At 66.0% G+C, this 20,162-nt stretch carries 11 protein-coding genes; 5 read left to right on the top strand and 6 right to left on the bottom strand.

The features are described from left to right. Positions 1–3: 3 nt before the first annotated feature. From pheT to thrS, 6 genes are all read right to left on the bottom strand, one after another. A complete protein-coding gene (pheT, locus tag KSS90_RS10870; RefSeq protein ID WP_217869372.1) occupies positions 4–2,385 on the bottom strand; it encodes a phenylalanine--tRNA ligase subunit beta in 2,382 nt (793 codons plus the stop codon). Positions 2,386–2,416: 31 nt separating this feature from the next. Beyond that, the gene (gene pheS, locus KSS90_RS10865) at positions 2,417–3,433 is read right to left on the bottom strand and encodes a phenylalanine--tRNA ligase subunit alpha (RefSeq protein WP_023629191.1); all 1,017 of its coding nucleotides are present in this window, start codon (positions 3,431–3,433) and stop codon (positions 2,417–2,419) included. 111 nt (positions 3,434–3,544) lie between these two features. Further along, positions 3,545–3,901: a 50S ribosomal protein L20 gene (rplT, locus tag KSS90_RS10860; protein ID WP_003250671.1), complete on the bottom strand. Its 357-nt coding sequence runs from the start codon at positions 3,899–3,901 to the stop codon at positions 3,545–3,547. Positions 3,902–3,928: 27 nt separating this feature from the next. After that, on the bottom strand, positions 3,929–4,123 hold the full coding sequence (rpmI, locus tag KSS90_RS10855) for a 50S ribosomal protein L35 (protein ID WP_003250667.1): 195 nt from the start codon (positions 4,121–4,123) through the stop codon (positions 3,929–3,931). A 63-nt stretch (positions 4,124–4,186) separates the two neighbouring features. Further along, positions 4,187–4,720, bottom strand: a complete 534-nt coding sequence (infC, locus tag KSS90_RS10850) for a translation initiation factor IF-3 (protein ID WP_031314567.1) — start codon at positions 4,718–4,720, stop codon at positions 4,187–4,189. 17 nt (positions 4,721–4,737) lie between these two features. Beyond that, positions 4,738–6,660, bottom strand: a complete 1,923-nt coding sequence (gene thrS / locus KSS90_RS10845; RefSeq protein ID WP_217869371.1) for a threonine--tRNA ligase — start codon at positions 6,658–6,660, stop codon at positions 4,738–4,740. Positions 6,661–6,993: 333 nt separating this feature from the next. Here thrS and KSS90_RS10840 point away from each other — a divergent pair, with 333 nt between their 5' ends. The 5 genes from KSS90_RS10840 to KSS90_RS10820 all read left to right on the top strand — a co-directional run bounded on the left by KSS90_RS10840 (position 6,994) and on the right by KSS90_RS10820 (position 20,156). Further along, complete coding sequence (locus tag KSS90_RS10840; protein WP_046856070.1) at positions 6,994–7,296, top strand: hypothetical protein; 303 nt, start codon at positions 6,994–6,996, stop codon at positions 7,294–7,296. A 163-nt stretch (positions 7,297–7,459) separates the two neighbouring features. Further along, on the top strand, positions 7,460–7,672 hold the full coding sequence (locus KSS90_RS10835) for a cold-shock protein (protein WP_007956027.1): 213 nt from the start codon (positions 7,460–7,462) through the stop codon (positions 7,670–7,672). Between the two features lie 260 nt (positions 7,673–7,932). Beyond that, positions 7,933–9,333 (top strand): amidase, encoded by a 1,401-nt coding sequence (locus KSS90_RS10830; RefSeq protein WP_225933150.1) that lies wholly within the window; start codon positions 7,933–7,935, stop codon positions 9,331–9,333. Positions 9,334–9,370: 37 nt separating this feature from the next. Continuing rightward, positions 9,371–10,780: a cytochrome P450 gene (locus KSS90_RS10825; RefSeq protein ID WP_217869370.1), complete on the top strand. Its 1,410-nt coding sequence runs from the start codon at positions 9,371–9,373 to the stop codon at positions 10,778–10,780. After that, positions 10,773–20,156 carry a non-ribosomal peptide synthetase gene (locus tag KSS90_RS10820; protein WP_217869369.1) on the top strand — a complete coding sequence of 3,128 codons (9,384 nt, stop codon included), beginning with the start codon at positions 10,773–10,775 and terminating at the stop codon, positions 20,154–20,156. Before KSS90_RS10825 ends, KSS90_RS10820 begins: the two co-directional genes overlap by 8 nt. Positions 20,157–20,162 lie beyond the last annotated feature (6 nt).

Genomic DNA, 20,162 nt, shown 5'->3' with positions numbered 1-20,162 from the left:
CCGTTATTTCCTTAACGTGGTGTTCAACCTTTGTTCAAGCGAGGTGAGGATGGTTTGCAGGGTTTCATTCACCTCATCGTCGTTAAGAGTGCGCGATGGATGTTGCCAGGTCAAGCCGACCGCCAGGCTTTTTCTATCAGGATCAATGCCTTTACCCTGGTAGACGTCAAACAGCCTGAGGTCTGTGAGCCATTCGCCCGCATTGTCACGAATTACTTCAAGCACCGAGCTAGAAGCTACATCACGTCCTGCGATCAAAGCCAGGTCACGACGGGTTTCCGGGAACTTGGACAGTTCGCTGAACTTCGGCAGGCGGCCTTCGACTACATCGCCGAGCACCAGCTCGAAGACGAACACCGGGCGGTCGAGGCCGAGGGTCTTGGCCAGCTCGGGGTGGATGGCGCCGAGGTAGCCGACTTCCTTGCCGTCGCGCTCGATGCGGGCGGTCTGGCCGGGGTGCAGGGCCGGGTGCTTGCCGGCAGCGAAGGTGAAGTCGCTCAGGGCACCGGAGTAACCCAGCAGGGCTTCCACGTCGGCTTTGACGTCGAAGAAGTCGATGCTGTCGCGGCCGTTGGCCCAGCCTTCCGGCAGGCGGCTGCCGGTGACGACGCCGGCGATCATCGGTTGCTGCTTGAGGTCACCGAGCTGGCCGACGAAGCGCAGGCCGCTTTCGAACAGGCGCACGCGGTCTTGCTGGCGGTTGAGGTTGTGCTGCATGGCCTTGACCAGGCCCGGCCACAACGAGGCGCGCATGGCGGCCATGTCGTTGGAGATCGGGTTGGCCAGCAGCAGCGGCTCGACGCCTGGGGTGAACAGCTCGAACAGTTTCGGGTCGATGAAGCTGTAGGTGATGGCTTCCTGGTAGCCGCGGGCAACCAGCAGGCGGCGCAGGTTCGGCAGCTCGCCACGGGTTTCCGGGCGGGCTTGCGGGGCCAGGCGGGCCTGCGGGTAACGGACCGGCAGGTTGTTGTAGCCGTACAGACGGGCCAGCTCTTCGATCAGGTCGACTTCCAGGCTGACGTCGAAGCGGTGACTTGGGACCGTAACGGTCCACTCCCCTGCTCCGTTGGCGCTGGTGTTCAGCTCCAGGGCGTTGAGCAGTTGCTCGACCTGGGCGGCTTGCATTTGCATGCCAAGCATCTGGGTGATGCGCTCGTCGCGCAGGGTGATCGGCGCGATGTTCGGCAGGTGCTGCTCGCTCACGGCTTCGACGATCGGGCCAGCCTCGCCGCCGACGATCTCCAGCACCAGGGCGGTGGCGCGCTCCATGGCTTCACGGGCCAGTTGCGAGTCCACGCCGCGCTCGTAGCGGTGCGAGGCGTCGGTGTGCAGGCCGTAGGAACGGGCCTTGCCGGCGACGGAAATCGGCTCGAAGAAGGCGCTCTCGAGGAACAGGTCGCGGGTCTTCTCGGTGTTGACGCCGCTGTGCTCGCCCCCCATCACGCCGGCAATGGCCAGCGCGCGGGTGTGGTCGGCGATTACCAGGGTGTCGGCGCGCAGGGCAACTTCCTGGCCGTCCAGCAGGACGAGTTTCTCGCCCTCCTCGGCCATGCGCACGCGGATGCCGCCGTTGATTTCGGCGAGGTCGAAGGCGTGCATCGGCTGGCCGAGTTCGAGCATCACGTAGTTGGTGATGTCGACGGCGGCGTCGATGCTGCGCACATCGCTGCGGCGCAGGCGCTCGACCATCCACAGCGGAGTCGGCTTGCTCAGGTCGACGTTGCGGATCACGCGGCCCAGGTAGCGCGGGCAGGCGGCCGGGGCGCTGACTTCGACCGAGCGCACTTCGTCGTGGGCAGCCGGTACGGCTGGCACCACCGGGCGGGTGACCGGCACGTCGTACAGGGCGCTGACGTCACGGGCCAGGCCGGCGATGGACAGGCAGTCGCCGCGGTTCGGGGTCAGGCCGATCTCGATGCTGGCGTCGTCCAGGTTCAGGTACTGACGGATGTCCTGACCAACCGGGGCGTCTGCCGCCAGCTCCAGCAGGCCGTCGTTCTCTTCGCTGATCTGCAGCTCGGCAGCCGAGCAGAGCATGCCGAAGGATTCGACGCCGCGCAGCTTGGCCTTCTTGATCTTGAAGTCGCCCGGCAGTTCGGCGCCGATCATGGCGAACGGGATCTTGATGCCTGGGCGGGCATTCGGGGCGCCGCAGACCACCTGGAAGGTCTCTGCGCCGTTGCTTACCTGGCACACGCGCAGCTTGTCGGCGTCCGGGTGTTGTTCGGTGGTGAGGATCTCGCCCACCACGATGCCGCTGAACTGGCCGGCAGCGGGGGTAACGCTGTCGACTTCAAGGCCGGCCATGGACAGGCGGGCGACCAGTTCGTCACGGGAGACTTGCGGGTTTACCCAACCGCGCAGCCACTGTTCACTGAATTTCATGCTGTTCTCCTGAAAGTTGCGTCGATTGGGCCTAGCGGAATTGAGCCAAGAACCGCAGGTCGTTGTCGAAGAACAGACGCAAATCGTTGACGCCATAGCGCAGCATGGCCAGGCGCTCGGCGCCCATGCCGAAGGCGAAGCCCTGGTACTCTTCCGGGTCGATGCCAGACATGCGCAGCACGTTCGGGTGGACCATGCCGCAGCCCATCACTTCCAGCCAGCCAGTTTGCTTGCACACGCGGCAGCCCTTGCCGGAACACATCACGCACTGGATGTCGACTTCGGCACTCGGCTCGGTGAAGGGGAAGAACGACGGGCGGAAGCGCACCGCCAGTTCTTTCTCGAAGAACACCCGCAGGAACTCTTCGATGGTGCCCTTGAGGTCGGCGAAGTTGATGCCGCGATCGACCAGCAGGCCTTCGACCTGGTGGAACATCGGCGAGTGGGTGATATCCGAGTCGCAACGGTACACACGGCCTGGGCAGACGATGCGGATCGGCGGCTGGGTGCTTTCCATGGTGCGCACTTGGACCGGCGAGGTGTGGGTGCGCAGCAGCATGTTGGCGTTGAAGTAGAAGGTGTCGTGCATCGCCCGGGCCGGGTGGTGGCCGGGGATATTGAGCGCTTCGAAGTTGTGGTAGTCGTCTTCGACCTCGGGGCCTTCGGCGATGCCGTAGCCGATGTGGGTGAAGAACTGCTCGATGCGCTCGAGGGTACGGGTGATCGGGTGCAGCCCGCCGGTGGTCTGGCCACGGCCTGGCAGGGTCACGTCGATGCATTCGGCGGCCAGGCGAGCGTTGAGCTCGGCCTCTTCAAAGGCGGCCTTGCGTGCGTTGAGCACGTCGGTGACGCGTTCCTTGGCGTCGTTGATCAGCGCGCCGACCTTGGGGCGCTCTTCGGCTGGCAGGTTGCCCAGGGTCTTCATCACCTGGGTCAGCTCGCCTTTCTTGCCGAGATATTGGACCCGGATCTGTTCCAGGGTAGTGATGTCTTCAGCGCGTTCCACGGCCTCGAGGGCTTGGGCGACCAGCGCGTCCAGGTTTTCCATGTACAGACTCCAGATACGAAAATAGGGGAAGAGCTTTTGAAGGCTCTTCCCCTATCCGATGACGTTTTACACCCGACGGCGCAGGCGCCGCCGGATGATTGTCGTGGGTACTTAAGCCAGTACGGCTTTAGCCTTCTCGACAATCGCAGCAAACGCCGCTTTTTCGTTCACTGCCAGATCAGCCAGAACCTTACGGTCGATTTCGATCGACGCTTTTTTCAGGCCAGCAATCAGACGGCTGTACGACAGACCGTTGGTGCGGGCACCGGCGTTGATACGAGCGATCCACAGTGCGCGGAACTGACGCTTCTTCTGGCGACGGTCGCGGTAGGCGTATTGGCCTGCCTTGATGACCGCTTGCTTGGCTACACGGAATACGCGCGAACGTGCACCGTAGTAACCTTTAGCCAGTTTCAGAATTTTTTTGTGACGCTTACGAGCGATAACGCCGCGCTTAACACGAGCCATGAGTAACTTCCTCTATCTTAACCAGAATTAACGAACGCGCAGCATGCGCTCGACTTTTGCCACGTCAGACGGGTGCAGCAAGCTGGCACCGCGCAGTTGACGCTTACGCTTGGTCGACATTTTGGTCAGGATGTGGCTCTTGAAAGCGTGCTTGTGCTTGAAGCCGGAAGCCGTCTTCAGGAAGCGCTTCGCAGCACCGCTCTTGGTTTTCATTTTTGGCATGTTGGAACTCCGCATTCGAATAAAAATTACACAATAATCATCAGGCCTGCCGTGCCCGGGAGATTACTTCTTCTTTTTGGGGGCGATGACCATCATAAGCTGGCGTCCTTCCATCTTCGGATGCTGCTCAACGGTGCCATATTCCACGAGGTCCGCTTCGACCCGCTTCAACAGCTCCATGCCCAGCTCCTGGTGGGCCATCTCACGGCCGCGGAATCTCAGAGAGATCTTGGCCTTGTCCCCATCGCTAAGGAAACGTACCAGGTTGCGTAGTTTTACCTGGTAATCCCCTTCTTCCGTCCCTGGACGAAACTTGATTTCTTTGATCTGGATCTGCTTCTGGTTCTTCTTGGCTTCGTTGGCCTGCTTCTTCTTCTCGAAGAGGTGCTTACCGTAGTCCATCACCTTGCAGACGGGCGGTTGCGCGTCTGCAGAGATTTCCACCAGATCCAGCTTCGCTTCATCAGCGATACGCAGCGCTTCATCAATCGAGACGATGCCAATCTGCTCGCCGTCAGCACCAATTAACCGAACCTCGCGTGCCGAGATATTCTCGTTGATCGGGGCTTTCGGTGCAGTTCGTTTATCGTTTCTCATTTCACGCTTAATAATCTTTACTCCGATTCTTGGCGACCACGCCGGGAAACCGCTTGCGACAGCAGTTCAGTGAATTGCGCGACGGGCATCGAGCCCAGGTCTGCGCCTTCACGGGTGCGCACAGCGACGGTTTGCGTTTCGACTTCGCGATCCCCTATAACCAAAAGGTAAGGGACCCGCAGCAACGTATGCTCGCGGATTTTAAAGCCGATCTTCTCATTTCTCAAGTCCGACTTGGCACGGAATCCGCTACCGTTCAGGGCTTTTTCCACCTCGAGAGCGAAATCGGCCTGCTTGTCGGTGATGTTCATGATCACGGCCTGAGTCGGCGCAAGCCAGGCAGGGAACACACCAGCGTAGTGTTCAATGAGCATACCGATGAAGCGTTCGAACGAACCGAGGATGGCGCGGTGCAGCATTACCGGGCGAACTCGACTGTTATCTTCGGCGATATAGCTGGCATCCAGACGCTCTGGAAGGTTCGGATCGTACTGCAAGGTACCGCACTGCCAGTTACGGCCGAGGCAGTCGCGCAGGGTGAACTCGATCTTCGGACCATAGAACGCACCCTCGCCCGGCTGGTACTCCCACTCCAGGCCCGAGTCGTTTAGGGCGTCGGCCAGGGCACCTTCGGCGCGATCCCACAGCTCTTCGGAACCCACGCGCTTGGCCGGACGGGTCGACAGCTTCATGGCGACGTCGGTGAAACCGAAGTCCTTGTAGACGTCCAGGGTCAGCTTGATGAAGTCGGCGGCTTCCTTCTTGACCTGGTCTTCAGTGCAGAAGATGTGCGCATCGTCCTGCACGAAGCCACGCACGCGCATGATGCCATGCAGGGCGCCGGATGGCTCGTTGCGGTGGCAGGCACCGAATTCGGCCAGGCGCAGCGGCAGGTCGCGGTAGGACTTCAGACCCTGGTTGAACACCTGTACGTGGCACGGGCAGTTCATCGGCTTAACCGCGTAGTCGCGGCTTTCCGAGGCGGTGGTGAACATGTTCTCGGCGTAGTTGGTCCAGTGGCCGGAACGCTCCCAGAGAATACGATCGACCACCTGCGGGGTCTTGATCTCTTGGTAGCCGTTCTCGCGCTGCACTTTACGCATGTACTGCTCGAGCACCTGGTACACGGTCCAGCCATTGGCGTGCCAGAACACCATGCCCGGTGCTTCTTCCTGCAGGTGGAACAGGTCGAGCTGCTTGCCGATTTTGCGGTGGTCGCGTTTCTCGGCTTCTTCGATGCGCTGGATGTATGCAGCCAGCTGTTTCTTGTCAGCCCAGGCGGTGCCGTAGACACGCTGCAGTTGCTCGTTCTTGGCATCGCCGCGCCAGTAGGCGCCGCTCAGCTTGGTCAGCTTGAAGGCTTTGAGGAAGCGGGTGTTCGGCACGTGCGGACCGCGGCACATGTCGACGTACTCTTCGTGGTAGTACAGGCCCATGGCCTGTTCATCGGGCATGTCCTCGACCAGGCGCAGCTTGTAGTCTTCGCCACGCTGGGTGAACACGTCGATGACTTCGGCGCGCGGGGTCATCTTCTTGACGACGTCGTAGTCCTTCTCGATCAGCTGCTGCATGCGCTTTTCGATGGCGGCGAGGTCCTCGGGGGTGAAAGGACGCTCGTAGGCGATGTCGTAATAGAAGCCTTCGTCGATCACCGGGCCGATCACCATGCGGGCGGTCGGGTACAGCTGTTTCACTGCGTGGCCGATCAGGTGGGCGCACGAGTGACGGATGATCTCCAGTCCCTCTTCATCTTTAGGGGTGATGATCTGCAGGGTGGCGTCGTGGTCGATCTTGTCGCAGGCATCGACGAGCTTGCCGTCGACCTTGCCGGCCAAGGTGGCCTTGGCCAGGCCAGCGCCGATCGAGGCGGCGACTTCGGCTACGGATACCGGCTGGTCGAACGTGCGTTGACTGCCATCGGGAAGAGTAATAACGGGCATGGCGCCTCCTCTCCTAGTGGTGACCCCTACCAAAGGTCACGTGGGTTGGGATGAGCCAGTACAAGATCCGCCCTGCCTTTCCCGCGGGAAAGCCTGCCTCACAGTGGCAGAGACCTTTCGGCCTGCCAGGGACGAACCAGAGTGACTGGAAGGTAAAAGCTGCAAGCCGCAAGGGGCGAGCTGCAAGCCGGGCATGCTAGCACGCGGGTTGTGGGGTACACAGAAATATTTGGAAATTATGCCTTGGGAGGTGAACTCTTACGGAAAATTTCCTATCAGACTTTCTGAAGCAACCTACTCTTGATGAGACCATTAACCAAGGAGTGTCCGGTTATGCGACTTCAGTCCCTTCTGGCTGCCTGCGCCGCGAGCGCCCTGCTGCTGCCCCTGGCTGCCAACGCAGGCAATTTCCCCGCCGGCAAGGAAGCATCCTACATGGCACAGTGCCAACAAGTGGCGAGCGGCCAAGGCGTGGATGCGGCGACAGCCAAGAAGCACTGCGAGTGTGGTGCCCAAGCCATCAAGAAGAATTTCAACGACAAGGAGATCGAAGACCTCGACAGCCAGGACGGCGTAGACGCCAAGCTGATGCAGAAGGCCCAGCAGGTGGTCCAGGCCAGCTGCAAGCCAAAATAGGCCGGATTTTCCGGCGGTCCGTCGCATCTTTTGCCTTGGATCAACATCCTGCGAAGGTAATAGGCGCTAGATGCGAAGAATTAGACTATAGTGTCGTCGGTGCCACTGAAGCTTAGGCGACACTGCACCCCGATAAAAAATCATGTTTCTGGAGATTCACCCCATGTCCAATCGCCAAACCGGCACCGTCAAGTGGTTCAACGATGAAAAAGGCTTCGGCTTCATCACTCCTCAAGGCGGCGGCGACGACCTGTTCGTACACTTCAAGGCCATCGAAACCGACGGTTTCAAAAGCCTGAAAGAAGGCCAAACTGTTTCCTTCGTAGCCGAAAAAGGCCAGAAGGGCATGCAGGCTGCGCAGGTTCGTCCGGAGTAATTTTCGGATAGCTGCAAAAAAACCCGCCCTCGTGGCGGGTTTTTTATTGGGCGCCTGCCGAAACGAACAGCGCCCTGGGTCCGCAATGCCCCCTCCCCCCTCTTAGCCGACAAGCGCGGTGCCCCGACCTGGGCAAACCGTGATGAATTGCACATATACGCTCCTTCTTCCCGTTGGCACTCTGCATCGCAGCCCCGCCCCGGGTACCGACGACTGGTCCCGCGGCGTCTGTCCTGTCGACGAGCGATGGAGAGCGATACGTGGACATACTCGGTTGCGATGCCAGCACCCTGTCGGAAGCGATCAGACGCGGTGCGATCAGCTCGGCACAGGTGCTGGACACCTACTTCCAACAGATCGACAAGGTCAACCCGCAGATCAACGCGCTGATCCAGAGCAACCGGGAAATGGCCTACGAGCAGGCGGCCTGGATCGAGCGCAACCTGCCCCGACTGCAGCACAAACGCCTGCTTGGCGTTCCCTTCAGCGTCAAGAACACCTGCCACGCCCTGGGCTACAGCCCAGACAAGGGCTGCGCCGGCCTCGCCGGCCAGCCCAGCGAGACCGATGCCACCGTGGTGGCGCGCTTGCGCGGCGAAGGCGCGCTGATGCTGGGTTTGACCAATACCCCGGAGCTGAGCATCGGCTACGAGACCGATAACCTGCTCTATGGGCAAACCCGCAACCCCCATGACCTGAGCCGCAGCCCCGGCGGCAGCAGCGGCGGCGAAGCCGCGCTGATTGCCGCCGGCGGCTCGCTGCTGGGCATCGGCTCCGACGCCAGCGGCAGCCTGCGCGTGCCCGCGCACAACAGCGGCATTTGCACCTTGCGCCTGACCCAGGGCCGCGTGCCATTGACCGGGCACTTCCCGCTCGACTGCATGGGCATGTTCAGCCCATTCATCAGCTTCGGGCCCATGGCCCGAAGCATCGCCGACCTGCACCTGGCCGCGCCGCTGCTGGCCGGCCCCGATGGCCGCGACCCGCATGTCGCCCCAGTCCCCTGGCAGACCGCACCGGCGCAAGCGCTGTCGAGCCTGCGAGTGGCCTGGTATGCCGACGACGGCATCGCTACTCCCGAAGCGGACGTACGCCAGGCGCTTGGCCGCGCCGCCGACGCCCTGCGAGGCAACGTGGCGCGGCTCGACGAACGGCGCCCCGAGATGCTCGGACAGATCCAGGAACTGCTGGCCGACAGCATCCTGCTCGGCGGCGACGAGGGCCAATGGCTCACCGACCTGATCCAGCAACTGAACCTGCGCGAAGTCTCGCCGCTGCTGCGCGAATACCACGCCCTGACCCGTCGCAGCCGCCTCACGGTCACCCAACTGCGCGGTATCTGGATGCAGTTCGACCGTTGCCGCCAGGCAATGCTGCGGTTTCTCGACGACTACGACGTGATCGTCTGCCCCGTGGCCGCGACGGTGGCCAAGCACCACGGTCGCTCCTACGCCGAGGTCGGCGATTTCAGCTACTCGATCTGCTACAGCCTGGTCAACTGGCCGGTGGCGGTGGTGCCCGTGGGCCAGTCCCGCGACGGCCTGCCGATCGGCGTCCAGGTGATCGCCCGGCCCTGGCGCGAAGACCTCGCCTTGCAGGTGGCCGCCCATCTGGAGCAGCTGGCGGGCTGGCGTCTGCCGGACCTGGCCCAGGGCGCCTGAGCGCCCGTCCCCTCCCCCACGAATCAGCAGGTATGCCATGGAAGCGCTCGACAACCGTTCACTGCACAACCACGCCGGCCATCCCTTCACCCTGGTCGCCGCCACGCCCCTGCAAAGCCGCCTGCACCGTGTGCTCGACGTGCTCGCCGCGCCCTGGCTGCTGCCGCGGCGCTGGCGCAACTCGCGGGTGCTGCGCGACCGCACCCGCCCCTATCACTACATCGGCCAACTGGCGCGCCGCGCCGATGGCAGTTGGCGGCGCTACCTGCGCCTGCCGACCTTCGCCGGCGATTACCACGTACTGATCGGCGTCGCGGAGATCCGCGGGCTGATGCATCACCCGCGGATGGGTCAAGGCGAGCTGGTCGGCGACGGTCGGCAATTTCTGGTGATCGCCGACGCCCTGGGGCGTATGCGCCTGAGCAAGGAACGCCAGGACGCCAAGCAGAAGCGCAACATCATCGCCCACCTGGTCAGCGGCCCCGAACGCTTCATCCAGACCATGCGCAGCCTCAGCGAGCAGCGAGTGCGGGGCTGGTGGGAAGGCGCTCCGATCCTGCTGGTGAACCCCGAGCTGAGCGAGTTCACGGCCGAGGTGTACCTGCGCTCGGTGATGGACCTGCAAGGCCCGGTGGAGGGCGTGGGGCGCATGCTCGAGGAGCAAGTCGACCTGCTCGGCCAAGCGTTCGCCTACCACAAGCCGGCGCACTTCAACCGCCGTTTCGACGAACTCAAGCGCCAGCTGGTGGCGCGCATCGGCAACGACCCGGGGCTGCTCAACAGCACCGACTACACGCACCGCCTCAACGCCTACATCGACCAGCATTACCAGTCGCAGCAGGACGAGGCGTTCGCCACCGGCCTCAATGGCGCGGTGCTCGCCGGCTATGTCGCGCCGTTCCCGTCGTTCCTCGCCCTGGTCGACGAGCTGGGCCGCCATCGCCACTACCGACAGGCCCTGCGCGAGGAGCTGCAAACGCAAGGCCAGGACTACAGCGCGTATATTCGCCGCGACGACACCCTGCTCCACGCCTGTGTCCACGAAGTGCTGCGCCTGCACCCGGCGCAGCCGTTCCTGTTCCGCGCGGCCAGCCGCGACCTGCTGCTCAACGGCCATTTCATTCGCCAGGGCAGCGAGCTGGTGGCCGACATCTACCACGTGCTGCGCCTGCCCGAGCTGTGGGGCGAGGACGCCGCACGTTTCCGCCCCGAGCGCTTCCAGGAAGACCCGGAGCGTTATCGCCAACCGTTCCTGGCCTATTCCAGCGGACCCAACAACTGCACCGGGCAGATGTTCTCGCGCTACTCGCTCAAGGTGCTGCTGGCCGAACTGGTACGCGCCGGCGATTGGGAAGTCAGCGACGAGCCCCTCGAACACCACTTCCACTTCGCCCTGGCCATGAACCGTCCGGTGCGGATCCGTCTGAAGGAGAGGCACCATGATTGAGGTCCGCGCCAATCCGTACCAACGCCGGTTCTTCCTCGAGTGGCAACTGGCCCCCGACAGCACCCTGTACAACACCCCGCTGGTCTACCGGATCGCCGGCGAGCTCGATCTGCCGGCGCTGAACACGGCCCTGGCGCACTTCGTCAACCATTACTACAGCGCCTGCCTGGGACGTTTCGAACTGCGCGGCGAGACGCTCTGGCAAATGCCCGGGCAGCCCCTGACCGACGTCCTCGCGGTACGTGAGGTGGCCAGCGACCAGGCCCTGGACACGGCCATCGACCAAGTCCTGGCCCATGCGTTCGATCTGCAGGCAGGCCCGCTGTTTCGCTTCGAACTGCTGCGCCAGGGCGGCCAACAGCGCCTGGTGCTGAACTTTCACCACATCATCGCCGACGCCACTTCGGCCCTGCAGTTCGTCCAGGTGCTGGCCGACAGCTACCAGTGCCAGCGCGAAGACCGGCCACTGCCACTGCCGGAACCCCTGGCCAGGCCGCTGGACGCCAGCGCCAATGACGACGCCGATGTCGGCCACTGGTGCGCGCGCCTGGCCGGCCGGGCACTGAACGTCGAGCTGCCGCGCCAGCGCGACGCCCAAGGGGTAGCGCACGGGCTCGGCGCCTCGCACTACTTCGACCTGGATGAAACGCTGACCCGTACCCTGCGCCGTTATGCCCGCAGCCAGGGCGCCACGCCGTTCGTGGTGCTCGCCGCAGCACTGGCCGAAGTGCTGCATGGCTACAGTGGCGCCCGTTCGCTGGTACTGAACTATCCGGTGGATGAACGTCGTGCCGGCACCCGCCGGGTGCTCGGCTGCCACATCAACAACTACCCGTTGCCGGTCGAGATCAACCCTGGCGACAGTCTGCAGACCCTGGTCGGCGCACTGCGTGACGAGCGCAAGGCCGCGCGTGGTCACGCCCGCTTCACCCTCACCGAGGTGATGCGACATCTGCGCGCGCAGGGCCTGAGCGTCGAGCGGCCATTCAATGTCAGCCTGGTCGAGGCCTACTTCGGCGACGACCAACTGCTTCTTGGCGAGGCGATCCTGACGCCCCATGGCCTGGGGCGGCGCCAGGTGGTCGGCGACCTGGTGGTCGCTTATCAAGTCGAGGCGCAGCGTATCCGCCTGCGCCTGGACTACCCACTCGAGCGCTTCAGCACAGCCTTCGTCGAGCGCCTGGGTGCGAGCCTGGCGCACCTGCTGGCACAGGCCCTGGAGCACCCCGAGGCGCCACTCGACGCGCGCTGGCTGTTGCCCCCGACCATGGCCACGCGGCTGCAGGGCTTCGCCGGCGAATCCGGCAGCCACGCCATTGGCCAGGACGGTGTGATGCAGCGCTTCCTCGACCAGGTGCAGCGCCAACCCGAAGCTCCGGCCCTGCAATACGGTCAGGTCACCCTCGGCTATCGCCAGTTGGCCAGCGCCGCCTCGGCCCTGGCCGAGCGCCTTGGCGAGCAAGCCACGGCGGCATGCATCGGCGTCCACCTGCGGCGCAAGGACCAGGCCGTGATCGCCATGCTCGCGGTACTGGGCAAGAGCGCCGCCTACGTGCCGATCGACCCGGACATGCCCCTGGAGCGTCTGCGCGAGATCGTCGCCGACAGCGCCATGGACCTGCTGATCACCGATCAGGCGCTGCCCATCGACGTGCGCCAGCTGTGCCACTCGCCCCAGCCCGCCCGCGCCACGCCCCACCCGGTGACCTTGCAGGCGCCCAGGGCCGAACAGCTGGCGTACCTGATCTACACCTCCGGCTCCACCGGCAAGCCCAAGGGCGTGCGCATCGCCCATGGCGCCCTGGGCAACCTGGTCGCCGATTTCGTCGCCGACCTGGGCCTGGACGCCCAGGACCGGGTTCTTGGGGCCACCGCGATCGGCTTCGACATCTTCGCCCTGGAACTCTTCGGCGCGCTGACCTGCGGCGCCCGCCTGCAACTGATCGACGAGCAACTGCGCGAACCGGCGACCCTGGCCCACACCCTCGATGAACTGCGCCCCACGTTGTTGCAGGGCACGCCCTCGTTCTGGTCGCTGCTGGCCCTGGCCGGCTGGCGTCCCGCCGCCCCCGAACGGGTACGCCTGCTGTGCGGCGGCGAGGCGCTGTCGGGCAATCTGGCCGCTTACCTGCTCGGTTGCGCGCCCCACGTGGTGCAAGTCTACGGGCCCACCGAAACCACCATCTGGTCGACGCGCCAGCGCCTCACCGACGCTGGCCAGCATGCCCTGATCGGCCGCCCGGTCGGCGCCACCCGCTGCTATGTGCTCGATGACCACGGGCAGGCGCTGCCCTGGGGCGCCAGTGGCGAACTGTACATCGGCGGCGCCGGCCTGGCCGAGGGTTATCACCGGCGCGCGGCGCTCGACGCCGAACGCTTCCCGCTGCTCGACCCGCTTGGCCTGGAAGGCCAGCCGGCGCGCCTGTACCGCACCGGCGACCGGGTGAGCTGGGACGACCATGGCCGACTGGTCTACCACGGGCGCCTGGATTTCCAGGTCAAGGTGCGCGGCCACCGCATCGAACTGGGCGAGGTCGAGCATGCGCTGCACCAGTTGCCCGGCATCCGCCAGGCCGTGGTGCTGGCCTGGGACAGCGACGGCCAGACCGAACTGAGCGCCCATGTGGTGCCCCGCGACACTGGCCACGGCGACCCGGCCGCATGGCGCGCGGCGTTGCTGGAGCGGCTGCCCGCCTACATGGTGCCGCAGCGTTTCGAATGCCTGGCGCGTCTGCCGCGCTCGCTCAACGGCAAGGTCGATCGCCAGGCCCTGCAGCGCCCGCCACGCAGCGACCTGGTGGCCCAGGTGATGCCGCAGGGGCCAACCCAGGTACGCCTGGCGGCGATCTGGCAGACGCTGCTCGAGCTGCCGCAGGTCGGTGCCGAACAATCCTTCTTCGAACTCGGCGGTCATTCCTTGCTGGCCGCGCAACTGCTGGTGAGCATCGACCAGCAGTTCGGCGTACGCCTGAGCCTGGCCGACCTGCTGCGTCACACCAGCGTGGCGCAACTGGCCGCTCACCTGGACACCGCCGGGCAACGCACCGTAGCGGCCAAACCCACTAGCGTGGCCGAGCGTTTGCCGCTGTCCGCCACGCAACGCCAACTGTATTTCAGCGACCGCTACGACGAAGGTGGGCCGCAACGGTTCAACCTGAGCGTGGTGCAGCACCTCGACGGGCCACTGGATGTCGCCGCCCTGCAATGGGCCTGGCAGCAGGTCGCGGCACGCCATCGCCAACTGCACATGCGCATCGAGGCCAACGCCGAGGGGCTGTGGCAGGTCCACGACGCGGTCGCCGCACCAGCGCTGGTGCCGGTCGACGTGGCCCCCGAGCAACTGCCCGAACTGCTGCACCGGGCCCTGCGTGCACCGCTACCGCTCGATCGCGCACCGCTGTACCGCCTGCGTCTGCTGCGTCTGGGTACCCAGCAGCACGTCCTGTTGCTGCAGCTGCCACACCTGCTGGCCGACGGCTGGTCGTTCGACCTGTTGCGCCAGCAGTTGAGCCAGGCCTACAACGCCCGCCGCCGCGGCCAGCCACTGGCCGCCGTTACCGTCGATCAGCACTACGCCGAGGCCCTCGCCGAGCAGCAGGCCTGGCTGGACGGCGCCGATGGCCTGCGGGCGGTGGCTTTCTGGCGCGAGCTGCTGAGCGGCTACGAGGGCCTCGACCTGCCCCGCGACAGTGGCCTGGAGCAGGTCGGGGACGACGACGGCGCCCACTGTCATTTCGACCTGCCGCCAGCGTTGCTCGCGCGCCTGGAACGGCACAGCACGGCGCGCGGAACGTCACTGTTCTGCGTGCTGTACGCCGCCTATGCAGTATTGCTGGGCCGCTATTGCAACACCCGCGACCTGGTTATCAGCGTGCCATCGGCCAACCGTGGCGCCGGCAACGATCAGCTGCTCGGGCTGTTCACCAGCACCCTGCCGCTGCGCCTGCGCCTCGACGAGCAAGCCAGCTTCGGCCAGTTGCTCGCCCAGGTCACCCAACTCGCGCGCCAGGCCCAGGCCTGCCAGGGCGTACCGCTGGAAGCGATGGGCGAGGTCGCCGGCGACGGGCGCGTGCATCCCTGGATGCAGGCGGTCTTTACCCTGCAGAACGCCAACGAACAGCACACCCTGGCGCTGGACGACGTGCAGGCACGCTTCGTCGAGGTTCACGACGGCCTCGCCCGCTACCCGCTGTTCCTGTCGTTGCGCCGCCACCACGGCGGGCTGCGCGCCACCCTGGAGTATGACCCTGGGCGCTTCGCCGCCGCGCGCATGGCCCGCCTGGGCGAGCATTACCAGTACCTGCTGGAACAACTGCTGGAGACCGACGTGCCACTGCGCGACCTGCAACTGCTGCGCGCCGAACAGCGCCAGGCGTTGTTGCAGCCCGCGCGGATGCTGGCAAGCACGCCAAGCGCTTCGCTGGTCGAGGCGTTTGCCGAGGTGGCTGGGCGCATGCCTAAGCGAATCGCGCTGGAGGACGCTCACCGGCGCCTGAGCTACGCCGCGCTGCACCGCGCCAGCGACCGTCTGGCCCGGCGCCTGCGTCGACGCTACCGGCAACTGCACGGCCAGGCACTGGCGGCCGACACCCTGGTCGGCCTCTGCGCCGACCGTGGCATCGAACTGCTGGTGGGCATGCTGGGTATTCTCAAGGCCGGAGCCGCCTATGTCCCGTTGGACCCGGACTACCCCCATGCGCGCCTGGTCGCGGTGTGCCAGGACAGCGCCCTGAGCTTGCTGGTGGCCCAAGACGCGGCCCTGGCGCGCAGTGGGCTGCGAGGCATAGCGGCGGTGTCGCTCGACGACACGGACGACGACGCGCACGACGACCTGCCGCTCCCGCGCATCGCCCCGACGCAACTGGCCTACGTGATCCATACCTCCGGTTCCACGGGCACACCCAAGGGGGCGATGCTCAGCCATCACAACGTGATGCGCTTGTTCACCAGCAGCCGTGCGCTGTTCGAGTTCGACGAGCACGACAGCTGGTGCCTGTTCCACTCCTACGCCTTCGACTTCTCGGTATGGGAAATCTGGGGCGCGCTGCTGCACGGCGCACGCCTGGTGATCGTGCCACAGCCGGCCAGTCGCGATCCCGAGGCGCTGCGCGCGCTGCTGCTGGAACATGGCGTGACCGTGCTCAACCAGACCCCGAGCGCGTTCGTCCGGTTGCTTGCCGAAGACCTGCGCCACCCCGGCCACCTGCCCCTGCGTCAGGTGATCTTCGGCGGCGAGGCGTTGCAGGCCGGGGCATTGGCGCCGTGGTTCGACAAGTACGGCGAGCGGGTGCGCCTTAGCAACATGTACGGCATCACCGAGACCACCGTACACGTCACCCATGACGTGGTGCGCCGCGACGGGCTGGCCGGCAACGGCATCGGTCGGCCACTGTCCGACCTCGCCGTGCTGGTACTCGATGCCCACGGCCAGCTCTGCCCGCCAGGTGTCACCGGCGAGCTGCACATCGCCGGCGCCGGGCTGGCGCGGGGCTACCTCAATCAACCGGCACTCAGCGCCCGTGCCTTTGTCGAACGGCATGGCCTGCGCCTATACCGCAGCGGCGACCTCGGCCGCTGGCGGGAGGACGGCACGCTGGAGTACCAGGGGCGCAACGACCACCAGGTCAAAGTGCGCGGTTTCCGCATCGAACTGGGCGATATCCAGGCCGCGCTACTGCGCCTGCCGGAGATCGAAGACGCGGTGGTGCGCCACGACGCGCGCCGCGGCGTGCTGCAGGCCTGGTTCAGCGCCACCCGGCCATTGCCCCTGGCCAGCGTCCAGGCCCACCTGCGCGAACACCTGCCGGCGCACATGCAGCCCCAGCAACTGCGCCAGGTCGAACGCCTGCCGCTGACGGCCAACGGCAAGGTCGACATCGCCGCCCTGCGCGCCCTGGCGCCACTGGCGGCGGAGCGTGCCGAGCCAGGCCGGGCACCGGCCGGTGAGCGCGAAACGTTGCTTGCCGGGATCTGGCGCGAGGTGCTGGAACTGCCGCAGATCTGCGCCGACGACGACTTCTTCGCCTGCGGCGGCGACTCGCTGCGCATCCTCGATGTCCAACGCCTGGCGCGCGCGGCGGGCTATACCTTCAGCCCACGCCAACTGTACCGCCACCCGACCCTGGCGGCCCTCGCCGCCGAACTGGCGCCCTGGCAGGCACACTCTGCCGCCAGCAGTGCGCCGTTCGCCCTGCTCGACCCCGAACGCGCTGCGCTCGGGCGCCAGGCCGGCGACCAGGATGGATACCCGCTGACCGCATTGCAGGAAGGCATGCTGTTCCATTCCCAGGTCGAACAGGCGGCCACCTACCTGGACATCATGTCCTGCCGCGTGCGTGGCCCGTTCGACGAAGCGGCCCTGCGCGACGAGCTGCAGGCGCTGATGCGCAGCCACGCAGTGCTGCGCACGTTGTTCGCCGCCAGCGCCCAGGGCCACTGGCAGCGGGTATGCGCGCAACTGCCGCTGCCGCTGCAAGTGCAAGACCTGCGCGCGCTTGAGCCGGCCGCCCAGGAACGCTGGCTGGAAGCGTTCCACCGTGACGAGCTGCAACGCCCGCTGAACGGCGAGCAGGCACCGTTGTGGCGGGTCACCGCACATGCCCTGCATGGCGGCTGGTACCTGACCCTGACCTGCCACCACGCCATCCTCGACGGCTGGAGCGTGGCGCGCCTGTTTACCACCGTGCTGGACAACCTCGACCGCCGCCTGCAGGGCGAAGCGGCGCAGGCTGCGGCCTCGGCACTGGACTTCAGCGCCTATGTGGCTCGCGAACGCCGCTGGCGTACACAGGCCGAACTGGGTGCGTTCTGGCAAGCCACCTGCGACGGCCTGGAGCCTACCCTGCTGGCCGAGGCCCCGCGCCACGCGGAGGGTCACCTGCGGCGTCTCGAAGTGCCGCTGGACGCCGCCCTGGACACAGCCCTGCGCGACACTGCCCGCAATCTTGGGGTGAGCCTCGACCTGGTACTGCTGGCCGCCCACCTGCAGGCCTTGAGCCGTTTCACCGGGCGCCGCCGGGTCGCCTGCGGCATGCCCTCCCACGGGCGACTGGTGGAGGACGAAGGCCAGCGCATGCTTGGCCTGTTCCTCAACACCACCCCCTGCGTGGTCGCCCTCAGCGCCGACGAACCGCCACGTCAGTTGGTGCATCGTCTGCGCGACTACCGCGCCGGGCTCGGCGACGCCGCCCAGTACCCGCTGCGGGAAATCCTTCGCGAACGCGGCGGCGCGCTGTTCGACAGCCTGTTCAACTTCGTCCACTTCCATGTCTTCGACCGCCTGCGGCACCTGCGCCACCTGCAGGTCAGCCCCGGGCACTGCCACGAGCAGACCAACTTCACCCTGGTCAACCAGACCGGCATCGACCCCCACAGCGGCGCGCTGCGCATCGAGCTGGTACACCGTTGCGAGCAGTGGTGCGACGCCTCGGCGCAACGCTTCGCCCTGTACCTGCGCCAGGCCCTGTGCGACCTCGCCGAAGTAGCCCCGGACCGCGCCCTGCGCACGGCGTTGCAGGCCTTGTACCCGCCCGTGGCCTGGCAAGGCCGGGCCGACCAGGCCGCAGGCGGCGGCATGCTGCAGCGCTTCGCCGAGATCGTCGCCCGCCATGGCCAGCGTCCGGCCTTGCGCGGCACCGGTCAGGCACTGAGCTACGCCGAGCTCGATCGCTGGTCGGACAATCTCGCCCTGGCGCTGCTGGCTAGCCATGGCGCGAGCCTGGCCGGGCAGCGCATCGGCGTGTTCACCGCACCCGGCATGGCCACCATCGCCACCTTGCTGGCAGTGCTCAAGGCCGGTGCCAGCTACCTGCCGCTGGACCCTGGCTACCCCACCGCGCGCCTGCGCCAGTTGCTCGATGACGCCCGCCCGGCGCTGCTGGCCGGCGCGGTCATGGCGCTGGAAAGCCATGCTGCGCTCAACCTGCCGGCACGGGTCATCGACGAGGCGCCACTGCTGCAGGCGCCGGCCCAAGCGTTGCCGCCAGCGGACGCCAATGCCCTCGCCTACGTGATGTACACCTCCGGCTCCACCGGCCAGCCGAAAGGCGTGATGGTCGAGCAGGCCGGCATCCTGCGCCTGGTGGTGGAAGCCGACTATGTGCGCATCGGCCCCGGCGACGTGCTCGGCCAGCTGGCCACCCTGAGCTTCGACGCAGCCACCTTCGAGATCTGGGGGGCGCTGCTCAACGGTGCCACCCTGGCGCTGGCGCCGCTGGGTTGCGCCCTCGACAGCCCAGCGCTGGCCCGCTACCTGCACGAACAGGCAGTGAGCGTGCTGTTCATCACCACGCGCTTGTTCGACCGCCATGTCGCCGCCGGCCACGCTGCGATGTTCCGCGGCCTGCGCTACCTGATGATCGGCGGCGAAGTGATGGACCCGCTGAGCGTCGACCGGCTGCTGGCCTGCGCCGAAGGCTGCCCGCAACAGGTGTACAACGTCTATGGGCCGACCGAGAACACCACCTTCAGCACCTTCCAGCCCCTGGACCGCGAGTACCTGGCACGCGAGGGCGGTGCCATCGCCATCGGCCGACCGATCCGCGGCACCAGCGCCCATGTCCTGGACGAACGCGGCCTGCCTGCCGCCATCGATCAGGTCGGCGAGCTGTACCTCGGCGGCCTGGGCCTGGCGCGTGGCTACCTGAACGACCCGGCGCGCAGCGAGGCCGCCTTCGTCACCCTCGATCCAGGCGACGGCCTGGGCCCGCGGCGTCTCTACCGCACCGGCGATGCCGTGCGCTGGCAAAGCGACGGCAGCCTCGGCTATTGCGGTCGGATCGACCGCACGATCAAGGTCAATGGCTACCGGGTCAACCTCGGCGAGCTGGAAAACGCCGCCCGCCAGTGCGCCGGTGTCGAGCAGTGCTACGCCGTCGGTGGCCAGGGCCTGCTGCTGTACTTCAGCGGCACCACCGACGCCCCAACGCTGCGCCAGGCCCTGGCCAGCCAGCTGCCGGGGTACATGCTGCCGGCGCGGTTGATCGCCGTCGAGGCGTTCGAGCTCAACCGCAACGGCAAGATCGACAGCACTCGGCTGCCAGCGCCAGGCAGCATCAGTGCGCCGCCACGCAGCTTCAGCAACCCCAGCGAGCAGCGCCTGCAACAGATCTGGAGCGCGCTGCTCGGCCATGCCGAGATCGACGCCGAGGACAACTTCTTCGAGTGCGGCGGCGACTCGTTGCTGGCCATGCAGTTGCAGCAGCACATCAGCCTGGCCTTCGCCCGCGAACTGCCGGTGGTGGAGGTGTTCCGCCACCCCACACTGCGCAGCATGGCGCGCTTTCTCGACGGCGCCGCCAGCCAGGCCCGGCCCGACCACGACGAACAGCGCCGCGCCGCAGCCTTCAGCGCACGCCGTGCGCGCCTGACCACCTGAACGAGG

Origin of the sequence: Pseudomonas maumuensis, from assembly GCF_019139675.1 — a bacterium.
Taxonomy (GTDB): domain Bacteria; phylum Pseudomonadota; class Gammaproteobacteria; order Pseudomonadales; family Pseudomonadaceae; genus Aquipseudomonas; species Aquipseudomonas maumuensis.
The sequence above is the reverse complement of the archived record's forward strand: the minus strand, read 5'-3'. Positions and strand labels throughout refer to the sequence as shown.